The sequence below is a fragment of the Peribacillus phoenicis genome, assembly GCF_047238085.1.
GTDB lineage: Bacteria > Bacillota > Bacilli > Bacillales > DSM-1321 > Peribacillus.
Genome location: NZ_JBDFMF010000001.1, coordinates 4,530,316 through 4,549,932 on the forward strand (window position 1 = coordinate 4,530,316; position 19,617 = coordinate 4,549,932).

A 19,617-nucleotide genomic window follows, 5' to 3' on the forward strand; every position below is an offset into this window, starting at 1 on the left:
CATGGGGACCGGCTCGAAACGGTTCCCTTTTACTTTCATCTTTACGCACCTGTCTTCCGGTCATATAGGCCCCACTTTTTCTTCAAAAGAAACAGCTCACACTCTTCCAATGCCGTCACTTCTTTAATGACATAGTCCGGCATGCCCCTTCTTAGTAGAATCTCCGCAATAAGGTACGGTTTTTTCTTCATACACTCTCCCCTCCCTTTCCCTTGGTTGCCATTCTTTTAAATTCATTATACAAAATAATCCAATAAAGAAAAAATAGACAAAGCCCCATTTTCCGAAAAAAAATTATGATCTATCCTGTCAATCTGGACAATTAAAAAAAGTTCCTGGTTGATTTCAGTCACTCGTTCCCTTTCCGCCGACAGTCTGCCAAGCCTCATCAAAGCAAGTATCTAGCGTAATCTTGGCTAGCGAGTTATTCGGCAGAAGGTCGCAAATTTCTTCAATTTAATATGAGTTTTAACAGAAAAAACAATGAACTGATTTGTTAGTATCCTATTAAAATCATTTTCCAAAAGGGTGGGGTTTCCGTCCAATAAAGTACTAATTGGGTGAGTTACATAGCCCGTGGGAGTAAAAGGAGATAGGATTAATATTTGATCAAAAGAGGTGGGCCGTGCACCTCCTTTGATGTTTCACTTGTACAGTTTACTATATGTAGTCAATTCCTTTAGCCGCTTTTCATTGATGGCAAAACCGATTCCAGCTTTATCGGGAACTTGGATCATGCCATTTTCGACAAGTACTTCAGGATATATTATATCTTCATCCCAATAACGGGATGAAGATGATATATCCCCGGGAATCGTGAATCCTTTTAATGTGGCAAGTGCAATATTATGTGCACGTGAAATGCCAAATTCAATCATACCGCCGCACCAAACTGGCACATCATTTCCCAGGCATAGATCATGGATTCTTACAGCTTCCATCCAGCCGCCGACTTTAGCCATCTTAATGTTGATGACCCCACAGCTCTGGAGCGACAGTGCACTTTTGGCATCATGAAATGAATTTATGCTTTCATCAAGGCAAATGGGTGTCTGCAGCTGTTTCTGCAAAAATGAATGTTCCACAATGTCGTCATGCCCCAGCGGCTGCTCAATCATCATCAGCTTAAACACATCAAGCTTCTGAAGGTGTGTGATGTCATCGAGAGTGTACGCTGAATTGGCATCTGCAATGAGCGGGATATCGGGATAGGCCCGACGGATTTCTGCTAAAAACTCCAGATCATTTTGAGGATTTATTTTTATTTTATATCGCTGATAACCGGATCCGGAAAAATCCTCGATCTGGCGCATCGCATCTTCTATATCATTCGATGCAATGACTACGCCAGCGGCCACTTCACTTCGTTCGCCGCCAAACAGCCGTCCAAGGTAGACTCCTTTCTGCTTCGCATATAAATCGAGGATTGCCTGCTCTAAAGCCGACTTCGCCATTGCATTCCGCTTGATTCCGCTCCATAAGTTCGGCAGCTCATCAGGATGCTTGATCTGACTGGCCAATGTTAGCGGGATTAAGAAGTCCTCCAACATATGAAAGCATGTTTTGGTCGTTTCCTCGGTATACCAAGGACTTGCAAAAGGCACAGCTTCCCCGTATCCAATCAATCCATCCTTATCCATGGCTTCGACAATTATCACTTCCCGATCGCTTACCGTTTCGAGATGCGTCTTGAATGGCCGTTTTAAAGGGGCCTTAATGTGCTTTAGGGAAATGGAGGATAACTTCATTGCCATTCCCCCATCTCCTTCTTCAGTTTCCGTCTCAGAAGCTTGCTAGCGCCATTACGGGGAAGCTCATTACAAAAAATCACGTTCCGGGGAATCTTATAGGATGCTAAATATCCCCTGCAATATTCCAGCAGTTCGCTCTCATCAAGCTCTGCACCTTGATGCAAGACAACAAAAGCAAGCGGGACCTGTCCCCACTTTTCATCGTCAGTCCCCGTCACTCCCGCTTCGAAAACATCAGGATGCATACTGAGGACGTTTTCAATCTCGGCCGGATAGACATTTTCACCGCCGGAGATGATTAAATCCGAACGTCGGTCAAGCACATATAAAAAGCCTTCCTCGTCAAGATAACCAAGATCCCCGGTATAAAGCCATCCATCGGTAATCGCTTGCTGTGTAGCGTCCATCCGATTAAAATAACCTTTCGTGACATTCGGACCTGAAACCACGATTTCACCCACTGCACCCGGTTCACACATCGTGCCTTCTTTCTCTATCCGTAACTGCGAAGGAAACAAAGGCTTTCCCGCAGAGCCGATTTTTGTCATGCTATATTCCGGTGCCAGTGTCACAATCTGTGAAGATGTTTCTGTCATCCCATATGTTTGATAAACGGGAATCCCTTTCTCCTTACATACCTCAAGCAAATGGACGGGTGCAGGGCCGCCGCCCAACAGGAAACAGCGGAAAGATTTTGGATAGCTTGTTCCCTTCATATCCTGCACCATCCTATTCAGCATCGCCGTCACGACCGAAATGATCGTCACGCCATTTTCCTGGATGCTCCGGTTTGCTTCCCGTTCATCGAAACGTTCAGCCAAAACGACTTTCATGCCATAAATCACATTTTTCATCAAGATGGATAAACCGCTAATATGAAAGATCGGAACCGCACAATACCAAGAATCCTCCTCATGCAATCCAAGGTTCAGAACTGACCCTACTGCACTCCACCAATGGTTGCCGAATGTTTGGATCACACCCTTTGGATTTCCTGTCGTACCTGATGTATACATGATCGTTGCGGTATCCTCAAGGTAAAACTCTTGAAGTATCTCCGCCGTGGCTTCATCCGGCAATTCTTCCATTAAATTAAGGTTCAATTCCGGGAGAATCTCACCAATATTAGAAAGTTTGTCGGAGAAGGCACCTTCTGAAACCAAATAGGTAGTCCCACTATCCTCGATCTGCCAGGACAGCTCTTTTGCCGTTAACTTATTATTCAGCATCACAATCTTCACACCGAGATAAAAAAGTGCATGGATAACTACAACACCATCAATATGGTTACGGAGCAAAACCGCGCATGAATCACCGGAGCCCAGACCAATGCTTGCCAGCTTACCAGCCATCTTCTCCGATAATGTATGCAGTTCAAGAAAGCTATACGTATGACCTTCAAACTCGATTGCCGGGCGCCCCGGTGAAAGATGCGCCCGATTTTTCAGCCAGTTCGGCAACTTTTCTTCTGCCATTGCTGCTTACCCTCTTCCATTTTGATATAGAAAACAGCCCGGCGTTTTTCCGCCAAGCTGTCAGTCTCATCGATTCACGCGTTTCATTAAGGGAAACGAGGGAATTGCCCAAAGTCCGGAGTGCGCTTTTCTTTGAATGCGTCGCGGCCTTCTTTTGCTTCTTCTGTTGTATAGTATAAAAGTGTAGCGTCACCAGCCAATTGTTGAAGACCTGCAAGGCCATCCGTATCAGCGTTCATTGCCGCTTTCAAGAAACGAAGTGCAGTAGGGCTCTTCTCAAGCATCTCTTCACACCATTTAACCGTTTCCGCTTCTAATTGGTCTAATGGTACGACTGTGTTGACCAATCCCATATCCAATGCTTCCTGTGCATTGTATTGACGGCATAGGTACCAGATTTCACGCGCCTTTTTATGACCCACGATACGTGCAAGGTAGCCAGAACCATAACCAGCATCAAAGCTTCCTACATTCGGTCCAGTTTGTCCGAAAATTGCATTGTCAGCAGCAATCGTCAAGTCACATACCACGTTCAAGACATTACCGCCGCCAATTGCATATCCTGCAACCATGGCTACGACCGGTTTTGGAATTACGCGAATCAAACGTTGCAGATCAAGAACATTTAGACGCGGAATGTTATCTTCACCCACATATCCGCCATTTCCGCGTACTTTTTGGTCTCCGCCTGAACAGAATGCTTTGCCGCCTACACCTGTTAAAATAATGACACCAATGCTGGAATCATCACGCGCTCTTGCGAATGCATCAATCATTTCAGCAGTCGTTTTTGGCGTGAATGCATTATGTACATGTGGTCGATTGATGGACACTTTCGCAATCCCGTTATATTTTTCATACAAAATTTCATCATACTCACGTATTGTTTCCCATTGAATCGTCATCTTAATTCCTCCTTTTATTTCGCTTTAAAAACTCACTTATTATTTTACCAAACTTTTCTCCAACTTCCACATGAATCGCATGTCCCGCATCATTTATTATTTTCCATTCGGCCCGCTTCAGCTTTTTTTTCATCGAGTCCGCAATTCGACAAAACTTCCGGTCAAGCTCACCGGTAACAAGGAGCACAGGGAAATCAAGGGTTTGCAGTTGTTCCCAGTATGAAGCCTGATTGCCGGTCCCCATACCAAGCAGGCTATTGGAAAGGCCGGTAGGGTCATTTGCCAACCGCTGCTCCCGAATGGCCGACCTGGTTTTGGCCGACAACCGTTTTTGACTTTCAAACAGCGGGATGTTTTCCCATTGAAGTACAAACGCTTCCATGCCATTTTCAAGTATCCTTTCGGCAAGCTTCCGATCATTTTCCCTACGGATTTCCCGTTCCCCTTCTGTTAAAAGGCCCGGTGAAGCGCTCTCCAATATCAATGTATCAACATACTCAGGAAACAAACAGGCAAATCCCAATCCGAGTCTTCCGCCCATCGAGTATCCAAGGATATGGGCTTTCGGGAAATGTAACACATCCAAAATATACTTGATATCCTCAGCGACACGCTCCATCTCATACCTTCGATGATCGGCTGGTGATGCAGACATGCCATGACCGATGATATCAACCATGATCAGCGTATACCTGTCACTCAGTAGCGGAATGAGGAATTTCCATGTATCCCGATTTCCCGTAAATCCATGTAAAAGTACAAGAGGATCTCCATTTCCCGTTATTTCAACAGCATAATTGACATCCTTACTGACAATATTCATGATATTTCCTTGTCTAACACCATTTTTATTTCCTGGGAAACAAAGCTCCACAAATTTCGATGCTTTTGTAGATTGGACTCTCTTTCTGTCGGAACTTCAATGATTTTGAGTCCTTGGATTTCGAATGACTCTGTAAATACATTCTCTAACTCATCCCAATTTTGGACCTTGTTGTATTTACCGCCATAAAGCTCGGCAGTATGGGAAAAATCAAGCCCATGAGGCGTGCCGAATAGCGTTTCGAAATGTTCCCTCTCATTCGCCTGCGGCAAGAAGGAGAAAATGCCGCCGCCATCATTATTAACCAGCAATATCGTGATATTTTGTTTTTGAAGTTTTGCCGCAAGCAAGCCATTCATATCATGGAAAAAGCTTAAATCCCCGATTGCCAGCACTGTATTTTTTGATACCGTGCTTACGCCAAGCGCAGTGGAAACGACACCATCGATACCATTCGCCCCACGATTTGCAATGGTTTTGATTCCTTTTCCATTATTCAAAAAGAAAGTATCCAAATCGCGTATGGGCATACTATTCCCGACAAATAACGTCGATTCCAACGGCATCATATCAGCAAGCAGGGCGAAAAGCTTGCCTTCGCTTAACTCCGCTTCATCCCTGACGGAGGCTAAGGCCTCCTTCGTCGCTCCGTTGACGGTTTGCCATAACCGAAGCCATTCATCATCAGGAGAGGGAGTAATGCTTTCAGAAATTCGCAAACAAAAATCTTTCTCTTCGCTGTAAATCATATTCGTCGCCAATCCGGCTGGTTCGCGCCAGCCTGCTCCGCCATCGACGACCAAAGTGATTGCCTGTTTTTGTTTTTTCATGAATAACAATAACGGTTTAGAAACAGGCATTGCCCCGAATCGCAAGATCACTTCCGGCCTGAAAGCCGCTTTTGCCGTTTCATCGCGTAGAAACGTATCATAAGAATCAATAATTACGGCTTTGTCATGACTTCCGCTCCTTAACTGTGAAAGGGGATCAGCCAGTACCGGAAAAGCAAGTTTTTCCGCTAATGCGACGATGGCTTCCTTCATCTCTGGATGAGGTAATTCGCCACATACAATCATACCTTGCTTAGCTTGTGACAATGTAGTTGCAACCGCTTCTATTTGTGATGATGACAGTGACAGTTCTCCACTTTCAATCAACACTGCAGGCTTCATTTTATTTTGCCTGCACTCCTTTGCTTGCTCCAAATCAGGAATCAATGGTTCGCGAAGTGGGAAATTCAAATGCACAGGCCCTGCAGGTTCAGCTGCAGCTGTTGCCACTGCCCTTGCACCGACCGTTCTGGCATACCGCATCATCCCATCCGTGCTTTCAGGAAGTGCCATTTCGACAAACCATTTTACATGTCTCCCGTAAAGGTGTATCTGATCGATCGCCTGCGGGGCTCCGACATCACGCAATTCATGCGGGCGGTCAGCGGTAAGTACAATAAGCGGCACTCTTGAATAGAAAGCCTCAATGACGGCTGGGTAATAGTTTGCAGCGGCTGTACCTGACGTACAAAGAAGTCCGACTGGTTCTTTTAGGGCCTTAGCCAAACCAAGGGCAAAAAAAGCAGCCGAACGCTCATCCACATTAATATGAATTTCAATATCAGGATGTTCCACCAGCAACAAAGCCAGGGGTGTGGATCGTGAACCAGGGCTCACCACCACATGCTTCACCTTATTTTGTGCCAGCTCATCGACGAATGAAGCAGCATAAGCTGTCAATGCATCTCGGTCATTCATTAAGATTTCCTCCTAAAGCACTTAACATCGGATTGAATTTAATCCCCGTTTCCCGGTATTCACTTTCGGGAGTCGAATCTTCCACTACTCCGCAACCGGCAAAGAGCGATGCCTCATTATTCTGTATTAGTGCAGAACGTATCCCAACAGCGAATTCCCCGTTTCCATACGTATCCACCCAGCCTAAGGGACCTGCATAAAAGCCACGTTCCAGACCTTCCATTTCCCGAATTCGGACAACGGCCTTTTCTTTGGGAAGTCCTCCCATAGCAGGTGTTGGGTGGAGATTCTCGACAAATTCAAAAATCGTGACACCTTCCTTTGATATACCCCGGACCGGTGTGTACAAATGCTGGATATGACGGTTTTTCATAAGTGTCGGTCCGGCCGGGACCACCACCTTTTCGCATACTGAATCAAAGGCATTGGATATCATCGAAACGACATATTGATGTTCTTGTAAATTCTTTTCGTCATGAAGCAATTCTTCACCAAGACAAACATCTTCCTGCTCATCTTTCCCTCGTCCCATCGATCCAGCAAGACAGGTAGAAAAAACTTCATTTCCCTGTTTCTTAATCAAACGTTCAGGGGTGGCACCGACAAAACAGTCACCACCAGCCTCCAAACTGAAAATATAACTCAACGGCTGCTCAGCAATCAATTGTTCAAGCACTTTCCCTGAATCGATGGAACGTTCAAAACCAAGTCGAAGCTCCCTTGCCAAAACGATTTTGTCGAGATCTGTCGTCTTGATTTCCTGAACAGCCTCTGCGACCGTCCGCTTCCATTCCTCAGGTTCGACTTCCCTCTGCATAACCAGGGAATTTGCACCCAATCCATTACCATCCAAGCTTTCGAAAAGGAAAGCTTCCCGTTCATTTATCATATCTATGAAGAGTTTTTCTGAATCATCAGGCGAACAAAGTAAGTTTGTCGTTAAGTAAGCTTGTTTCCCCACTATTGACAGCATGAAGGCAGGTATATAAAAAAGGTTGTCCCCGAACTGATTCCAAAGGAGCGTACTGTCAGTTTCATAATCAAAAGAAAAGCCCCCAAACAGTAAAGGACCTGTCGCTTCTACATCGGTCACTCCTGTTTTGACAGCATTATTCTGCAGTTTGATCCAGCTCTTTTCGACTTCTCTATAACGTTCGGCATTCGATGCCGCTTTGAGTTTCTTAACATTGCCTAAACCGGTGATGGTTATTTCCTTTGCAGGGTCCTCCCAGAAAAAGCGTTCACCCGCGTACCGTTCTCTTCCAGCTTGATAAAATGAAAGGGGGTTGTTGCATTTAATCTTCTTAATATGACTGAATAGAACTTGATCATTCAAGTCCTTCGCCTTTTGTATAGCTGAAGCCAGTCCCCGAAACTGTTCAGTTTCCTCTGAGATAGCCAAAAAAATCCCCCCAAATGTACATTTTAAAAGCTTTTTAACCTATTTAAAGATACACCTCACTTGAACCCCATGTCAATAAAACGCCCCTTTACCGAACGATTCTTTCCTGCTTTTTTCCTTATTATATGAATCTTAGCGAATGTAGAGAAATACCCTGGATTTTGGAAATGGATCATCCAGGAATTCCAATTATCGCCCTTACCCACTTTTCCTGCATTTATTAGGATAACCTTTTGTGCAACATTTCAATATTTGTTATAATTTCGAGAGAACCAATAATGATTTTGAGGAGAGAAATAATGCAAACAGAATACGATGGACTTCCCCTTAAACGGACCTGGAAGATTTGGTGGGAGTTAATACGTCCACATACACTAACCGCAGCTTTTGTCCCAGTCTTACTTGGAACTGTGATTGCACTTTTGGAAGATGGAGTGAATTGGTTACTCTTCGCTGCCATGATGATTGCCAGTATCCTGATTCAAGCTGCAACCAATTTATTCAATGAATACTACGATTTCAAGAGAGGCTTGGATACGGAGGAATCCGTAGGCATCGGCGGCGGGATCGTCCGTCATGGGATGACCCCCAAACTAATCATGAGCTTGGCCCTATGCATGTATGCCATCGCCTTGATAATTGGAATCTATATCTGTGCCGCATCATCTTGGTGGCTTGCTGCAGTAGGACTGGTTTGCATGCTTGTCGGCTATCTTTATACAGGCGGTCCCCTGCCCATTTCATATACACCATTCGGGGAACTTTTTTCTGGATTGTTCATGGGCTTTTTGATAATCTTGATCGCCTTTTTCATTCAAACCGGTGATGTTTCTTCAACAGCCATCTTAATTGCCATTCCAAGTGGGATTTTGGTTGGGCTGATCAACTTATCCAATAACCTACGTGACCATGATGGAGATAAGGCTCATGGGCGCAAAACGATGCCTGTAGTGATGGGCAGGAAAAACGCCCTGACATTCATGGCAATAATGTTCGCCTTCTCTTATCTATGGCTTGTTGGGCTAGTCCTTACCGGAAGCGTAACGGCGTGGATTCTCCTTGCCTTCCTTAGCATACCGAAGGCCATGGCCGCAATCAAAGGCTTCGTAGGCAAAACACAGCCGATCACGATGGTCCCGGCAATGAAAGCCACGGCCCAAACGAACACCTTCTTTGGCTTACTCATGGCCATTGGATTATTCATCAGCTATCTTATATAATCTCCGAGGACTGAGCTCATCCGCTCAGTCCTTTTTTCTATGTTCCGATGCATATTGTTTTCCTATACTCCAATTCGGGTAATAGATAATACAACCATCTTACCAATATAAAATGAGATTTGGACTTTAGAAGGAGTGAATAGGATATGGCAACGAAACATCAAACGCAAAAATTAAAAAAGGAACTGCTTCAAGAAAGAAATGAATTAAGTAGTAGAATTCAAAATGATGAACAATCCGTTCTGGATAAAAGCCAGACGGAATCCGTAGGGGAATTATCATCTTATGATAATCATCCTGCTGACCTAGGAACCGAATTATTCGAGATGGAACGGAATCAAGCACTCGATGAGCATGCACAATCAGAAATGGAGAAAATCGAGGAAGCATTAAAAGCAATGGAAGAAGGTTCGTATGGCCAGTGTAAAACCTGCAATAGGGAAATCCCCATCGAGAGGCTTGAAGCGATCCCAAGCACCCTCTACTGTGTCGAGCATGCCCCGGAAGGTCCTAATACACAAGAGCGACCAGTGGAAGAGGATATATTGATTCCATCCAAGGGTGATCATTTTGAAAACCGTCATGGAAATGAAATAGTGGATAAAGAGGATAGCTTTGGTGAAGTCGCCAAATTCGGTACATCCGAAACGCCATCTGATTACACCGGCGATCATGACAATTATAATGACCTTTATAAAACCGAAGATGAAACGGATGGATTTCCAGAAGACTATGAAGGATTTGCAGCAAATGATATCGAAGGTAAAAATAGGGTGGATATACCGAACAAAAAGCAAAAGGAATATGAAGATACATTAGAAGAAGAAAATATCGATTCCCTGCTTGGGGACATCCCTTATAAACAAAAAGATAGTTATGTCAATGAAAAGAAATGAAAAAAAGAAGCATACATGAATGTATGCTTCCTTTTTTGTTATGACCCGTACGGGATTCGAACCCGTGTTACCGCCGTGAAAGGGCGGTGTCTTAACCGCTTGACCAACGGGCCAAATGGCGGAGAAGGAGGGATTTGAACCCTCGCGCCGCTCGCGCGACCTACACCCTTAGCAGGGGCGCCTCTTCAGCCTCTTGAGTACTTCCCCATGGCTCCGCAGGTAGGACTCGAACCTACGACCGTTCGGTTAACAGCCGAATGCTCTACCACTGAGCTACTGCGGAACAATATGAATATGGTGGGCCTAAATGGACTCGAACCATCGACCTCACGCTTATCAGGCGTGCGCTCTAACCAGCTGAGCTATAGGCCCATATTTGGAGCGGGTGAAGGGAATCGAACCCTCATCATCAGCTTGGAAGGCTGAGGTTTTACCACTAAACTACACCCGCGAAATGGGGCGACTGATGGGAATCGAACCCACGAATGCCTGAACCACAATCAGGTGCGTTAACCACTTCGCCACAACCGCCGTAATATGAAAGATATGGTGGCTCAGGACGGAATCGAACCGCCGACACAAGGATTTTCAGTCCTTTGCTCTACCGACTGAGCTACTGAGCCCCATTTGTATTAAATTTAAAAAATGGCGGTCCCGACGGGAATCGAACCCGCGATCTCCTGCGTGACAGGCAGGCATGTTAACCGCTACACCACGGGACCTAATAATTGCGGGGACAGGATTTGAACCTGCGACCTTCGGGTTATGAGCCCGACGAGCTACCGGACTGCTCCACCCCGCGACGGTAATAATGAAACGATTTGCATCAAGTTTTCGTGTATATCGTTTTTTCGCTTCCTCTATGTAAGGTTGTTTAAAAACAACTTGCTGCTTTTTTAAAAAAATGGAGGAGGTAGAGGGATTCGAACCCCCGCGGGATTTGACTCCCCTGTCGGTTTTCAAGACCGATCCCTTCAGCCGAACTTGGGTATACCTCCACGGCATTAAAAAATGAATATGGTGGACCTTGTAGGACTCGAACCTACGACCGGACGGTTATGAGCCGTCTGCTCTAACCAGCTGAGCTAAAGGTCCTTATATTTATTGGTAGCGGCGGAGGGGATCGAACCCCCGACCTCACGGGTATGAACCGTACGCTCTAGCCAGCTGAGCTACACCGCCAATATAATATAAGTATCTGATTGAAAAATGGTGGAGCCTAGCGGGATCGAACCGCTGACCTCCTGCGTGCAAGGCAGGCGCTCTCCCAGCTGAGCTAAGGCCCCATTCATTAAAAATCACGTGGTCGGGAAGACAGGATTCGAACCTGCGACCCCTTGGTCCCAAACCAAGTGCTCTACCAAGCTGAGCTACTTCCCGCAATAAACATGGTGCGCCCGGCGGGAGTCGAACCTACAACCTTCTGATTCGTAGTCAGATGCTCTATCCAATTGAGCTACGGGCGCATATTAAGATGGTGCCGAGGACCGGAATCGAACCGGTACGGTAGTCACCTACCGCAGGATTTTAAGTCCTGTGCGTCTGCCAGTTCCGCCACCCCGGCACATACGAAAAGTGGAGCGGAAGACGGGATTCGAACCCGCGACCCCAACCTTGGCAAGGTTGTATTCTACCACTGAACTACTTCCGCATGTAAGATGCGGGTGAAGGGACTTGAACCCCCACGCCTTGCGGCGCCAGATCCTAAGTCTGGTGCGTCTGCCAATTCCGCCACACCCGCATATAAAATGGTGAGCCATGAAGGATTCGAACCTTCGACCCTCTGATTAAAAGTCAGATGCTCTACCAACTGAGCTAATGGCTCGTGCTTGTACTATCTTAAAATGGTGCCGGCAAGAGGACTTGAACCCCCAACCTACTGATTACAAGTCAGTTGCTCTACCAGTTGAGCTACACCGGCAGGTGTAAAATGGTGGAGGATGACGGGATCGAACCGCCGACCCTCTGCTTGTAAGGCAGATGCTCTCCCAGCTGAGCTAATCCTCCATATAAAACCTGCTTGGCGACGTCCTACTCTCACAGGGGGAAACCCCCAACTACCATCGGCGCTGAAGAGCTTAACTGCCGTGTTCGGAATGGGAACGGGTGTGACCTCTTCGCTATCGTCACCAAACAATGTTTACATTTTTTCAAGACATATATTATTATAACGTCTTTTTGAGAAAATGCAAGAAGAAATTTTCATTCCTTCAAAACTAGATAATAAGAAGGTATTTCATTTTTAAAAAGCGTTGGTTAAGTCCTCGATCTATTAGTATCAGTCAGCTCCACATGTCACCATGCTTCCACCTCTGACCTATCAACCTGATCATCTTTCAGGGATCTTACTAGCTTGCGCCATGGGAAATCTCATCTTGAGGGGGGCTTCATGCTTAGATGCTTTCAGCACTTATCCCGTCCGCACGTAGCTACCCAGCTATGCCTTTGGCAAGACAACTGGTACACCAGCGGTGCGTCCATCCCGGTCCTCTCGTACTAAGGACAGCTCCTCTCAAATTTCCTGCGCCCGCGACGGATAGGGACCGAACTGTCTCACGACGTTCTGAACCCAGCTCGCGTACCGCTTTAATGGGCGAACAGCCCAACCCTTGGGACCGACTACAGCCCCAGGATGCGATGAGCCGACATCGAGGTGCCAAACCTCCCCGTCGATGTGGACTCTTGGGGGAGATAAGCCTGTTATCCCCGGGGTAGCTTTTATCCGTTGAGCGATGGCCCTTCCATGCGGAACCACCGGATCACTAAGCCCGACTTTCGTCCCTGCTCGACTTGTAGGTCTCGCAGTCAAGCTCCCTTGTGCCTTTACACTCTACGAATGATTTCCAACCATTCTGAGGGAACCTTTGGGCGCCTCCGTTACTCTTTAGGAGGCGACCGCCCCAGTCAAACTGCCCACCTGACACTGTCTCCCACCCCGATAAGGGGCGCGGGTTAGAATTTCAATACAGCCAGGGTAGTATCCCACCAACGCCTCCACCGAAGCTGGCGCTCCGGCTTCTCAGGCTCCTACCTATCCTGTACAAGCTGTACCAAAATTCAATATCAGGCTGCAGTAAAGCTCCACGGGGTCTTTCCGTCCTGTCGCGGGTAACCTGCATCTTCACAGGTACTATAATTTCACCGAGTCTCTCGTTGAGACAGTGCCCAGATCGTTACACCTTTCGTGCGGGTCGGAACTTACCCGACAAGGAATTTCGCTACCTTAGGACCGTTATAGTTACGGCCGCCGTTTACTGGGGCTTCGGTTCAAAGCTTCGCTTGCGCTAACCTCTCCCCTTAACCTTCCAGCACCGGGCAGGTGTCAGCCCCTATACTTCGCCTTGCGGCTTCGCAGAGACCTGTGTTTTTGCTAAACAGTCGCCTGGGCCTATTCACTGCGGCTTTTCTGGGCTATTCACCCTAAAAAGCACCCCTTCTCCCGAAGTTACGGGGTCATTTTGCCGAGTTCCTTAACGAGAGTTCTCTCGCACACCTTAGGATTCTCTCCTCGCCTACCTGTGTCGGTTTGCGGTACGGGCACCTTACATCTCACTAGAGGCTTTTCTTGGCAGCGTGGAATCAGGAACTTCGGTACTATATTTCCCTCGCCATCACAGCTCCGCCTTAATGGAAACGGGATTTGCCTCGTTTCCGGCCTAACTGCTTGGACGCGCATATCCAACAGCGCGCTTACCCTATCCTTCTGCGTCCCCCCATCGTTCAAACGATGTATAGGTGGTACAGGAATATCAACCTGTTGTCCATCGCCTACGCCTTTCGGCCTCGGCTTAGGTCCCGACTAACCCTGAGCGGACGAGCCTTCCTCAGGAAACCTTAGGCATTCGGTGGAAGGGATTCTCACCCTTCTTTCGCTACTCATACCGGCATTCTCACTTCTAAGCGCTCCACCAGTCCTTCCGGTCTGACTTCAACGCCCTTAGAACGCTCTCCTACCATCGACACCATACGGTGTCAATCCACAGCTTCGGTGATACGTTTAGCCCCGGTACATTTTCGGCGCGGAGTCACTCGACCAGTGAGCTATTACGCACTCTTTAAATGGTGGCTGCTTCTAAGCCAACATCCTGGTTGTCTAAGCAACTCCACATCCTTTTCCACTTAACGTATACTTTGGGACCTTAGCTGGTGGTCTGGGCTGTTTCCCTTTCGACTACGGATCTTATCACTCGCAGTCTGACTCCCAAGAATAAGTATTTGGCATTCGGAGTTTGACTGAATTCGGTAACCCGTTGGGGGCCCCTAGTCCAATCAGTGCTCTACCTCCAATACTCTCATCTTGAGGCTAGCCCTAAAGCTATTTCGGAGAGAACCAGCTATCTCCAGGTTCGATTGGAATTTCTCCGCTACCCACACCTCATCCCCGCACTTTTCAACGTGCGTGGGTTCGGGCCTCCATTCAGTGTTACCTGAACTTCACCCTGGACATGGGTAGATCACCTGGTTTCGGGTCTACGACCTCATACTCATTCGCCCTATTCAGACTCGCTTTCGCTGCGGCTCCGTCTTATCAACTTAACCTCGCATGAAATCGTAACTCGCCGGTTCATTCTACAAAAGGCACGCCATTACCCATTAACGGGCTTTGACTACTTGTAGGCACACGGTTTCAGGATCTATTTCACTCCCCTTCCGGGGTGCTTTTCACCTTTCCCTCACGGTACTGGTTCACTATCGGTCACTAGGGAGTATTTAGCCTTGGGAGATGGTCCTCCCTGCTTCCGACGGGATTTCTCGTGTCCCGCCGTACTCAGGATCCACTCAGGAGGGAACGAAGTTTCAACTACAGGGTTTTTACCTTCTTCGACGGATCTTTCCAGATCACTTCATTTACCCCGTTCCTTTGTAACTCCATGTTGAGTGTCCTACAACCCCAAGAGGCAAGCCTCTTGGTTTGGGCTAATTCCGTTTCGCTCGCCGCTACTCAGGAAATCGCGTTTGCTTTCTCTTCCTCCGGGTACTTAGATGTTTCAGTTCCCCGGGTCTGCCTTCAGTACCCTATGTATTCAGGTAAAGATACTGTTCCATTACGAACAGTGGGTTTCCCCATTCGGAAATCTCCGGATCAAAGCTTACTTACAGCTCCCCGAAGCATATCGGTGTTAGTCCCGTCCTTCATCGGCTCCTAGTGCCAAGGCATCCACCGTGCGCCCTTTCTAACTTAACCGTTAAAAAAGATCTTACAGATGCTTTGAAAAAAATTAATTGCCTTCTATCTATTATCTAGTTTTCAAGGAACAAAGCAGAAAGAATCCATCACATCGTGATGCTTGTCTTTCCTATTTGAATGAATTACTCATTCAAAACTGAACAAAACAAAAGCGCTCTCGTAATTATCCTTAGAAAGGAGGTGATCCAGCCGCACCTTCCGATACGGCTACCTTGTTACGACTTCACCCCAATCATCTGTCCCACCTTAGGCGGCTGGCTCCATGAAGGTTACCTCACCGACTTCGGGTGTTACAAACTCTCGTGGTGTGACGGGCGGTGTGTACAAGGCCCGGGAACGTATTCACCGCGGCATGCTGATCCGCGATTACTAGCGATTCCGGCTTCATGCAGGCGAGTTGCAGCCTGCAATCCGAACTGAGAATGGCTTTATGGGATTCGCTTACCTTCGCAGGTTTGCAGCCCTTTGTACCATCCATTGTAGCACGTGTGTAGCCCAGGTCATAAGGGGCATGATGATTTGACGTCATCCCCACCTTCCTCCGGTTTGTCACCGGCAGTCACCTTAGAGTGCCCAACTGAATGCTGGCAACTAAGATCAAGGGTTGCGCTCGTTGCGGGACTTAACCCAACATCTCACGACACGAGCTGACGACAACCATGCACCACCTGTCACTCTGTCCCCCGAAGGGGAAAGCCCTATCTCTAGGGTTGTCAGAGGATGTCAAGACCTGGTAAGGTTCTTCGCGTTGCTTCGAATTAAACCACATGCTCCACCGCTTGTGCGGGCCCCCGTCAATTCCTTTGAGTTTCAGCCTTGCGGCCGTACTCCCCAGGCGGAGTGCTTAATGCGTTAGCTGCAGCACTAAAGGGCGGAAACCCTCTAACACTTAGCACTCATCGTTTACGGCGTGGACTACCAGGGTATCTAATCCTGTTTGCTCCCCACGCTTTCGCGCCTCAGTGTCAGTTACAGACCAGAAAGTCGCCTTCGCCACTGGTGTTCCTCCAAATCTCTACGCATTTCACCGCTACACTTGGAATTCCACTTTCCTCTTCTGCACTCAAGTTCCCCAGTTTCCAATGACCCTCCACGGTTGAGCCGTGGGCTTTCACATCAGACTTAAGGAACCACCTGCGCGCGCTTTACGCCCAATAATTCCGGACAACGCTTGCCACCTACGTATTACCGCGGCTGCTGGCACGTAGTTAGCCGTGGCTTTCTGGTTAGGTACCGTCAAGGTACCAGCAGTTACTCTGGTACTTGTTCTTCCCTAACAACAGAACTTTACGACCCGAAGGCCTTCTTCGTTCACGCGGCGTTGCTCCGTCAGACTTTCGTCCATTGCGGAAGATTCCCTACTGCTGCCTCCCGTAGGAGTCTGGGCCGTGTCTCAGTCCCAGTGTGGCCGATCACCCTCTCAGGTCGGCTACGCATCGTCGCCTTGGTGAGCCATTACCTCACCAACTAGCTAATGCGCCGCGGGCCCATCTATAAGTGACAGCGTAAACCGTCTTTCCATCTTCTCTCATGCGAGAAAAGAACGTATCCGGTATTAGCTCCGGTTTCCCGAAGTTATCCCAGTCTTATAGGCAGGTTGCCCACGTGTTACTCACCCGTCCGCCGCTAATCTCAGGGAGCAAGCTCCCGTCGATTCGCTCGACTTGCATGTATTAGGCACGCCGCCAGCGTTCGTCCTGAGCCAGGATCAAACTCTCCGAAGAAATGTTTGACTTGCTCATTTGCTTTTTTGATAGTGTGTGCTCACTTAAAATTTAACGTTGGCGCTTTGTTTTGTTCAGTTTTCAAAGAGCAATTTGTTGTCGTTTCTCTCAGGAGCGACCTCTATAATGTAACACATTCCGTCACGTTTCGTCAACAACTTTTTTTAAAATGTTTTTCACAGCTTGTTAGCTGTTTAAGTTGCTGTCTTAGCGACAAGAAATAATATACCATGTACAAAAAATGTTTGCAATACGTTTTTTAAAACTTTTTCAAAAAAAAACGTTTCACCTATTTTCTTCTATATATCCTTTACACCAACACACCCTTATCCCTGCTTTCTGGACCAAGCTCAATGGTTTATGAATAAACGAAGCATATTTCCAAAGAAACACAAATAGTCATATATAGATATCTTTTTCCATGAGGTGAAGCAATGAATCTGCCATTAATCGGATTACTCATTTCCTACAGTATGACCCTTTACTTATTCAGTACCGCTTATTATGAAGCCATCAAGTTCAGCAGAGAAAAAGGCAAGGTGAATGGTACGACGTTTTTATTCAGCTTTACTTTCGCTTTGGTTTTCACACGGATCACCTATTTGTTTCACCCCTATTAAATAAAAGCAGTAAGTCGGGAGACTTACTGCTTTTATACGGAAACTTGCGCTTCTTCATGTACCTTGCTTTTCTTTTCATCTTTTAAGAACATCATCAAACCACCCAATATGATGGTGCCTCCCAGGACCTGAGTCCAGAGTATCGGTTCATCTAATATGAAGTAAGCCAGAATTGTAGCCCCCACCGGTTCAAGTAAGATTCCCATCGAAAGCGTCGAAGTGCTTAACCACTTTAGTAACCAATTGAATAAAGAATGACCTAATAAAGTCGGGAAAATCGCAAGCAAAACGAAATAAACCCAATCGGAAGCAGGGTAAGGCGCCAATGCCTCTCCCTTGAAGATCACATAGAAAAACAATGCAACAGCACTGATTGCATACACGACAAATGTATATGTTATAGAAGAGATACGTTTTCGAACATTTTGACCAAACAGTAAATAACCGGTTACCAGCGCACATGCGATAAGCGAAAGAATATCTCCCCAAAGCGCCATACCGCTAATTCTCAAATCGCCCCAGCTAATGACGAGGCTGCCTGCTATTGCAATGATGCCGCTCAATATCGCCTTCATTGAAAATCTTTCTTTAAAAAACAGGTAAGCTCCGGTAAAAGCGAATAAAGGCTGGAGGGTGACAAGCACAGTTGAACTCGCGACCGACGTGTAATTAAGCGATTCAAACCATAAAATAAAATGAAAAGCCAAAAACACGCCTGCCACAATCGAATATAGCCAATCCTTTTTTTCAATGAATTTAAGTTCATGACGGTATTTCATCAAGAAAAACGGCAACATAAGTAAGACGGTAAATAATAAACGGTAAAAAGCGATAACACCCGATGGAGCGGTGGCCAATTTAACAAGGATGGCCGAAAACGATACGGATGCCACACCGATTGCCAACGCTACATAGGGATTCACTTTTGGCATTTGCACTCAAATTCCTCCTTTCAAATGGAATTACATTTCATTGAACTCTATTTTACTATGTTAAAATCATTAGGGTAGTTTTTTTTGAAAAACGGGTATATGGCAACAGACGATCTTATTCTTCGATAATAATTCGGAAGTGGTGAAACAAAATGGAATGGACATTCGACCCTCAATCGGAACTGCAAATCCTTATCAAATTGGGAATTTCAGCTCTACTTGGACTAATTATCGGACTCGAGCGAGAAATGAAGCGAAAACCCGTAGGATTAAAAACAAGCCTGGTCATTTCAATCGTGAGCTGTTTATTAACGATCGTTTCCATGGAATCCGCTTATAAGTTCCCAGGGAGCGATGACGTAAATATCACAATGGATCCCTTGCGTCTAGCTGCCCAAATCGTTTCTGGCGTAGGCTTTATCGGTGCTGGCGTCATTCTCCGGCGGGACAACAACAGCATATCCGGTTTAACGACAGCCGCCATCATCTGGGGAGCTGCAGGAATCGGAATCGCCGTTGGAGCTGGATTTTTCCTCGAGGCCATTGCAGGCGTCATCCTATTGATCATAAGTGTCGAATTGGTGCCCGCAATCGTCACCTGGCTAGGACCGATGAAGTTACGGCAAAAAGAAATCTTTCTGCAGCTGGTCGTACAAAATAAAGATGACATTGCCGTCGTATTGAAAAAAATCAAAGACGAAAAAATATTCATCAAAAACCTTAGAATCAAAGATGTCGCAAATGACAATCACCTTTTGACACTTAAAGTGCTGGTCGATCATAAAGTCAGAACATCGGAAGTGTATTACACTGTTTCCAACCTTAAGGAGATTGAAAGAGTAGAAATCGAAAATGCATAATAAAAAAACCGTTTGATTACCCTCAAACGGTTTTTTTATCATTTTTGCAAAAATCTCATATTTTATATTGACT

Annotated in this window: 12 protein-coding genes, 21 tRNA genes and 3 rRNA genes; 4 read left to right on the plus strand and 32 right to left on the minus strand. The window is 46.5% G+C overall.

All coding sequences use genetic code 11. From position 1 onward, the window contains the following. Positions 1–41 precede the first annotated feature (41 nt). From ABC374_RS22390 to ABC374_RS22420, 7 genes are all read right to left on the minus strand, one after another. Complete coding sequence (locus ABC374_RS22390) at positions 42–191, minus strand: hypothetical protein (RefSeq protein ID WP_413019817.1); 150 nt, start codon at positions 189–191, stop codon at positions 42–44. Positions 192–644: 453 nt separating this feature from the next. Then, positions 645–1,748: an o-succinylbenzoate synthase gene (menC, locus tag ABC374_RS22395; RefSeq protein ID WP_413020424.1), complete on the minus strand. Its 1,104-nt coding sequence runs from the start codon at positions 1,746–1,748 to the stop codon at positions 645–647. Further along, entirely contained in the window at positions 1,745–3,226 is a 1,482-nt protein-coding gene (locus tag ABC374_RS22400) for an o-succinylbenzoate--CoA ligase (protein ID WP_413019818.1), read from the minus strand. Before ABC374_RS22400 ends, menC begins: the two co-directional genes overlap by 4 nt. 86 nt (positions 3,227–3,312) lie before the next feature. After that, entirely contained in the window at positions 3,313–4,131 is an 819-nt protein-coding gene (menB, locus tag ABC374_RS22405) for a 1,4-dihydroxy-2-naphthoyl-CoA synthase (protein WP_034310494.1), read from the minus strand. A gap of 1 nt (position 4,132) precedes the next feature. Continuing rightward, positions 4,133–4,954 carry a 2-succinyl-6-hydroxy-2,4-cyclohexadiene-1-carboxylate synthase gene (menH, locus tag ABC374_RS22410; RefSeq protein ID WP_413019819.1) on the minus strand — a complete coding sequence of 274 codons (822 nt, stop codon included), beginning with the start codon at positions 4,952–4,954 and terminating at the stop codon, positions 4,133–4,135. Next, positions 4,951–6,702, minus strand: a complete 1,752-nt coding sequence (gene menD / locus ABC374_RS22415; protein ID WP_413019820.1) for a 2-succinyl-5-enolpyruvyl-6-hydroxy-3-cyclohexene-1-carboxylic-acid synthase — start codon at positions 6,700–6,702, stop codon at positions 4,951–4,953. Before menD ends, menH begins: the two co-directional genes overlap by 4 nt. Continuing rightward, complete coding sequence (locus ABC374_RS22420; RefSeq protein ID WP_413019821.1) at positions 6,695–8,104, minus strand: isochorismate synthase; 1,410 nt, start codon at positions 8,102–8,104, stop codon at positions 6,695–6,697. The genes menD and ABC374_RS22420 overlap by 8 nt, the downstream gene beginning before the upstream one ends. 299 nt (positions 8,105–8,403) lie before the next feature. Here ABC374_RS22420 and ABC374_RS22425 point away from each other — a divergent pair, with 299 nt between their 5' ends. Both ABC374_RS22425 and ABC374_RS22430 read left to right on the plus strand, forming a co-directional pair. After that, on the plus strand, positions 8,404–9,324 hold the full coding sequence (locus tag ABC374_RS22425) for a 1,4-dihydroxy-2-naphthoate polyprenyltransferase (protein ID WP_230178518.1): 921 nt from the start codon (positions 8,404–8,406) through the stop codon (positions 9,322–9,324). A 146-nt stretch (positions 9,325–9,470) separates the two neighbouring features. Beyond that, the gene (locus ABC374_RS22430) at positions 9,471–10,220 is read left to right on the plus strand and encodes a TraR/DksA C4-type zinc finger protein (protein WP_413019822.1); all 750 of its coding nucleotides are present in this window, start codon (positions 9,471–9,473) and stop codon (positions 10,218–10,220) included. A 41-nt stretch (positions 10,221–10,261) separates the two neighbouring features. On the opposite strand, the gene ABC374_RS22435 is transcribed toward ABC374_RS22430, so the two are convergent. The 24 genes from ABC374_RS22435 to ABC374_RS22550 all read right to left on the minus strand — a co-directional run bounded on the left by ABC374_RS22435 (position 10,262) and on the right by ABC374_RS22550 (position 17,132). Next, positions 10,262–10,333 (minus strand) — tRNA-Glu (locus ABC374_RS22435). Positions 10,334–10,336: 3 nt separating this feature from the next. Beyond that, positions 10,337–10,427, minus strand: a tRNA-Ser gene (locus ABC374_RS22440). Between the two features lies 1 nt (position 10,428). Then, positions 10,429–10,503, minus strand: a tRNA-Asn gene (locus tag ABC374_RS22445). A 12-nt stretch (positions 10,504–10,515) separates the two neighbouring features. Further along, positions 10,516–10,592, minus strand: a tRNA-Ile gene (locus tag ABC374_RS22450). 5 nt (positions 10,593–10,597) lie between these two features. After that, positions 10,598–10,671 (minus strand) — tRNA-Gly (locus ABC374_RS22455). A gap of 4 nt (positions 10,672–10,675) precedes the next feature. Continuing rightward, positions 10,676–10,751, minus strand: a tRNA-His gene (locus ABC374_RS22460). Positions 10,752–10,767: 16 nt separating this feature from the next. Continuing rightward, positions 10,768–10,843, minus strand: a tRNA-Phe gene (locus ABC374_RS22465). 23 nt (positions 10,844–10,866) lie between these two features. Beyond that, a tRNA-Asp gene (locus ABC374_RS22470) sits at positions 10,867–10,942 on the minus strand. Positions 10,943–10,948: 6 nt separating this feature from the next. Then, a tRNA-Met gene (locus ABC374_RS22475) sits at positions 10,949–11,022 on the minus strand. A 103-nt stretch (positions 11,023–11,125) separates the two neighbouring features. Then, positions 11,126–11,218 (minus strand) — tRNA-Ser (locus tag ABC374_RS22480). A 20-nt stretch (positions 11,219–11,238) separates the two neighbouring features. After that, positions 11,239–11,315: transfer RNA gene (locus ABC374_RS22485), tRNA-Ile, on the minus strand. Between the two features lie 10 nt (positions 11,316–11,325). Beyond that, positions 11,326–11,402, minus strand: a tRNA-Met gene (locus ABC374_RS22490). A gap of 28 nt (positions 11,403–11,430) precedes the next feature. After that, positions 11,431–11,506 (minus strand) — tRNA-Ala (locus tag ABC374_RS22495). Between the two features lie 17 nt (positions 11,507–11,523). Further along, positions 11,524–11,600, minus strand: a tRNA-Pro gene (locus tag ABC374_RS22500). A gap of 9 nt (positions 11,601–11,609) precedes the next feature. Then, positions 11,610–11,686: transfer RNA gene (locus tag ABC374_RS22505), tRNA-Arg, on the minus strand. A 9-nt stretch (positions 11,687–11,695) separates the two neighbouring features. Beyond that, positions 11,696–11,784 (minus strand) — tRNA-Leu (locus tag ABC374_RS22510). A 12-nt stretch (positions 11,785–11,796) separates the two neighbouring features. Continuing rightward, positions 11,797–11,871: transfer RNA gene (locus tag ABC374_RS22515), tRNA-Gly, on the minus strand. Between the two features lie 8 nt (positions 11,872–11,879). Further along, positions 11,880–11,961: transfer RNA gene (locus tag ABC374_RS22520), tRNA-Leu, on the minus strand. 8 nt (positions 11,962–11,969) lie between these two features. Continuing rightward, positions 11,970–12,045 (minus strand) — tRNA-Lys (locus ABC374_RS22525). A 20-nt stretch (positions 12,046–12,065) separates the two neighbouring features. Then, positions 12,066–12,141, minus strand: a tRNA-Thr gene (locus ABC374_RS22530). A 10-nt stretch (positions 12,142–12,151) separates the two neighbouring features. After that, a tRNA-Val gene (locus ABC374_RS22535) sits at positions 12,152–12,227 on the minus strand. A gap of 11 nt (positions 12,228–12,238) precedes the next feature. Then, positions 12,239–12,354: ribosomal RNA gene (gene rrf, locus ABC374_RS22540) — 5S ribosomal RNA — on the minus strand. A 118-nt stretch (positions 12,355–12,472) separates the two neighbouring features. Further along, a 23S ribosomal RNA gene (locus ABC374_RS22545) occupies positions 12,473–15,405 on the minus strand. 176 nt (positions 15,406–15,581) lie between these two features. After that, positions 15,582–17,132: ribosomal RNA gene (locus ABC374_RS22550) — 16S ribosomal RNA — on the minus strand. The 16S, 23S and 5S rRNA genes sit together here with 21 tRNA genes alongside, the layout of an rRNA operon. Positions 17,133–17,566: 434 nt before the next feature. Between ABC374_RS22550 and ABC374_RS22555 the strand changes: the two genes are divergently transcribed. Next, on the plus strand, positions 17,567–17,752 hold the full coding sequence (locus ABC374_RS22555) for a hypothetical protein (RefSeq protein ID WP_101223533.1): 186 nt from the start codon (positions 17,567–17,569) through the stop codon (positions 17,750–17,752). Between the two features lie 32 nt (positions 17,753–17,784). Here the strand turns inward: ABC374_RS22555 and ABC374_RS22560 are convergent, their stop codons facing one another. Continuing rightward, positions 17,785–18,684, minus strand: a complete 900-nt coding sequence (locus tag ABC374_RS22560; RefSeq protein WP_413020425.1) for a DMT family transporter — start codon at positions 18,682–18,684, stop codon at positions 17,785–17,787. A 152-nt stretch (positions 18,685–18,836) separates the two neighbouring features. On the opposite strand from ABC374_RS22560, the gene ABC374_RS22565 reads away from it, so the two are divergent. Continuing rightward, positions 18,837–19,544, plus strand: a complete 708-nt coding sequence (locus tag ABC374_RS22565) for an MgtC/SapB family protein (protein ID WP_101223535.1) — start codon at positions 18,837–18,839, stop codon at positions 19,542–19,544. Positions 19,545–19,617: the final 73 nt, after the last annotated feature.

Coding starts and splice junctions, on each gene's coding strand:
- ABC374_RS22390 (WP_413019817.1), bottom strand. CDS start 191: ATGAAGAAAAAACCGTACCTTATTGCGGAGATTCTACTAAGAAGGGGC.
- menC (WP_413020424.1), bottom strand. CDS start 1,748: ATGAAGTTATCCTCCATTTCCCTAAAGCACATTAAGGCCCCTTTAAAA.
- ABC374_RS22400 (WP_413019818.1), bottom strand. CDS start 3,226: ATGGCAGAAGAAAAGTTGCCGAACTGGCTGAAAAATCGGGCGCATCTT.
- menB (WP_034310494.1), bottom strand. CDS start 4,131: ATGACGATTCAATGGGAAACAATACGTGAGTATGATGAAATTTTGTAT.
- menH (WP_413019819.1), bottom strand. CDS start 4,954: ATGAATATTGTCAGTAAGGATGTCAATTATGCTGTTGAAATAACGGGA.
- menD (WP_413019820.1), bottom strand. CDS start 6,702: ATGAATGACCGAGATGCATTGACAGCTTATGCTGCTTCATTCGTCGAT.
- ABC374_RS22425 (WP_230178518.1), top strand. CDS start 8,404: ATGCAAACAGAATACGATGGACTTCCCCTTAAACGGACCTGGAAGATT.
- ABC374_RS22430 (WP_413019822.1), top strand. CDS start 9,471: ATGGCAACGAAACATCAAACGCAAAAATTAAAAAAGGAACTGCTTCAA.
- ABC374_RS22555 (WP_101223533.1), top strand. CDS start 17,567: ATGAATCTGCCATTAATCGGATTACTCATTTCCTACAGTATGACCCTT.
- ABC374_RS22560 (WP_413020425.1), bottom strand. CDS start 18,684: ATGCCAAAAGTGAATCCCTATGTAGCGTTGGCAATCGGTGTGGCATCC.
- ABC374_RS22565 (WP_101223535.1), top strand. CDS start 18,837: ATGGAATGGACATTCGACCCTCAATCGGAACTGCAAATCCTTATCAAA.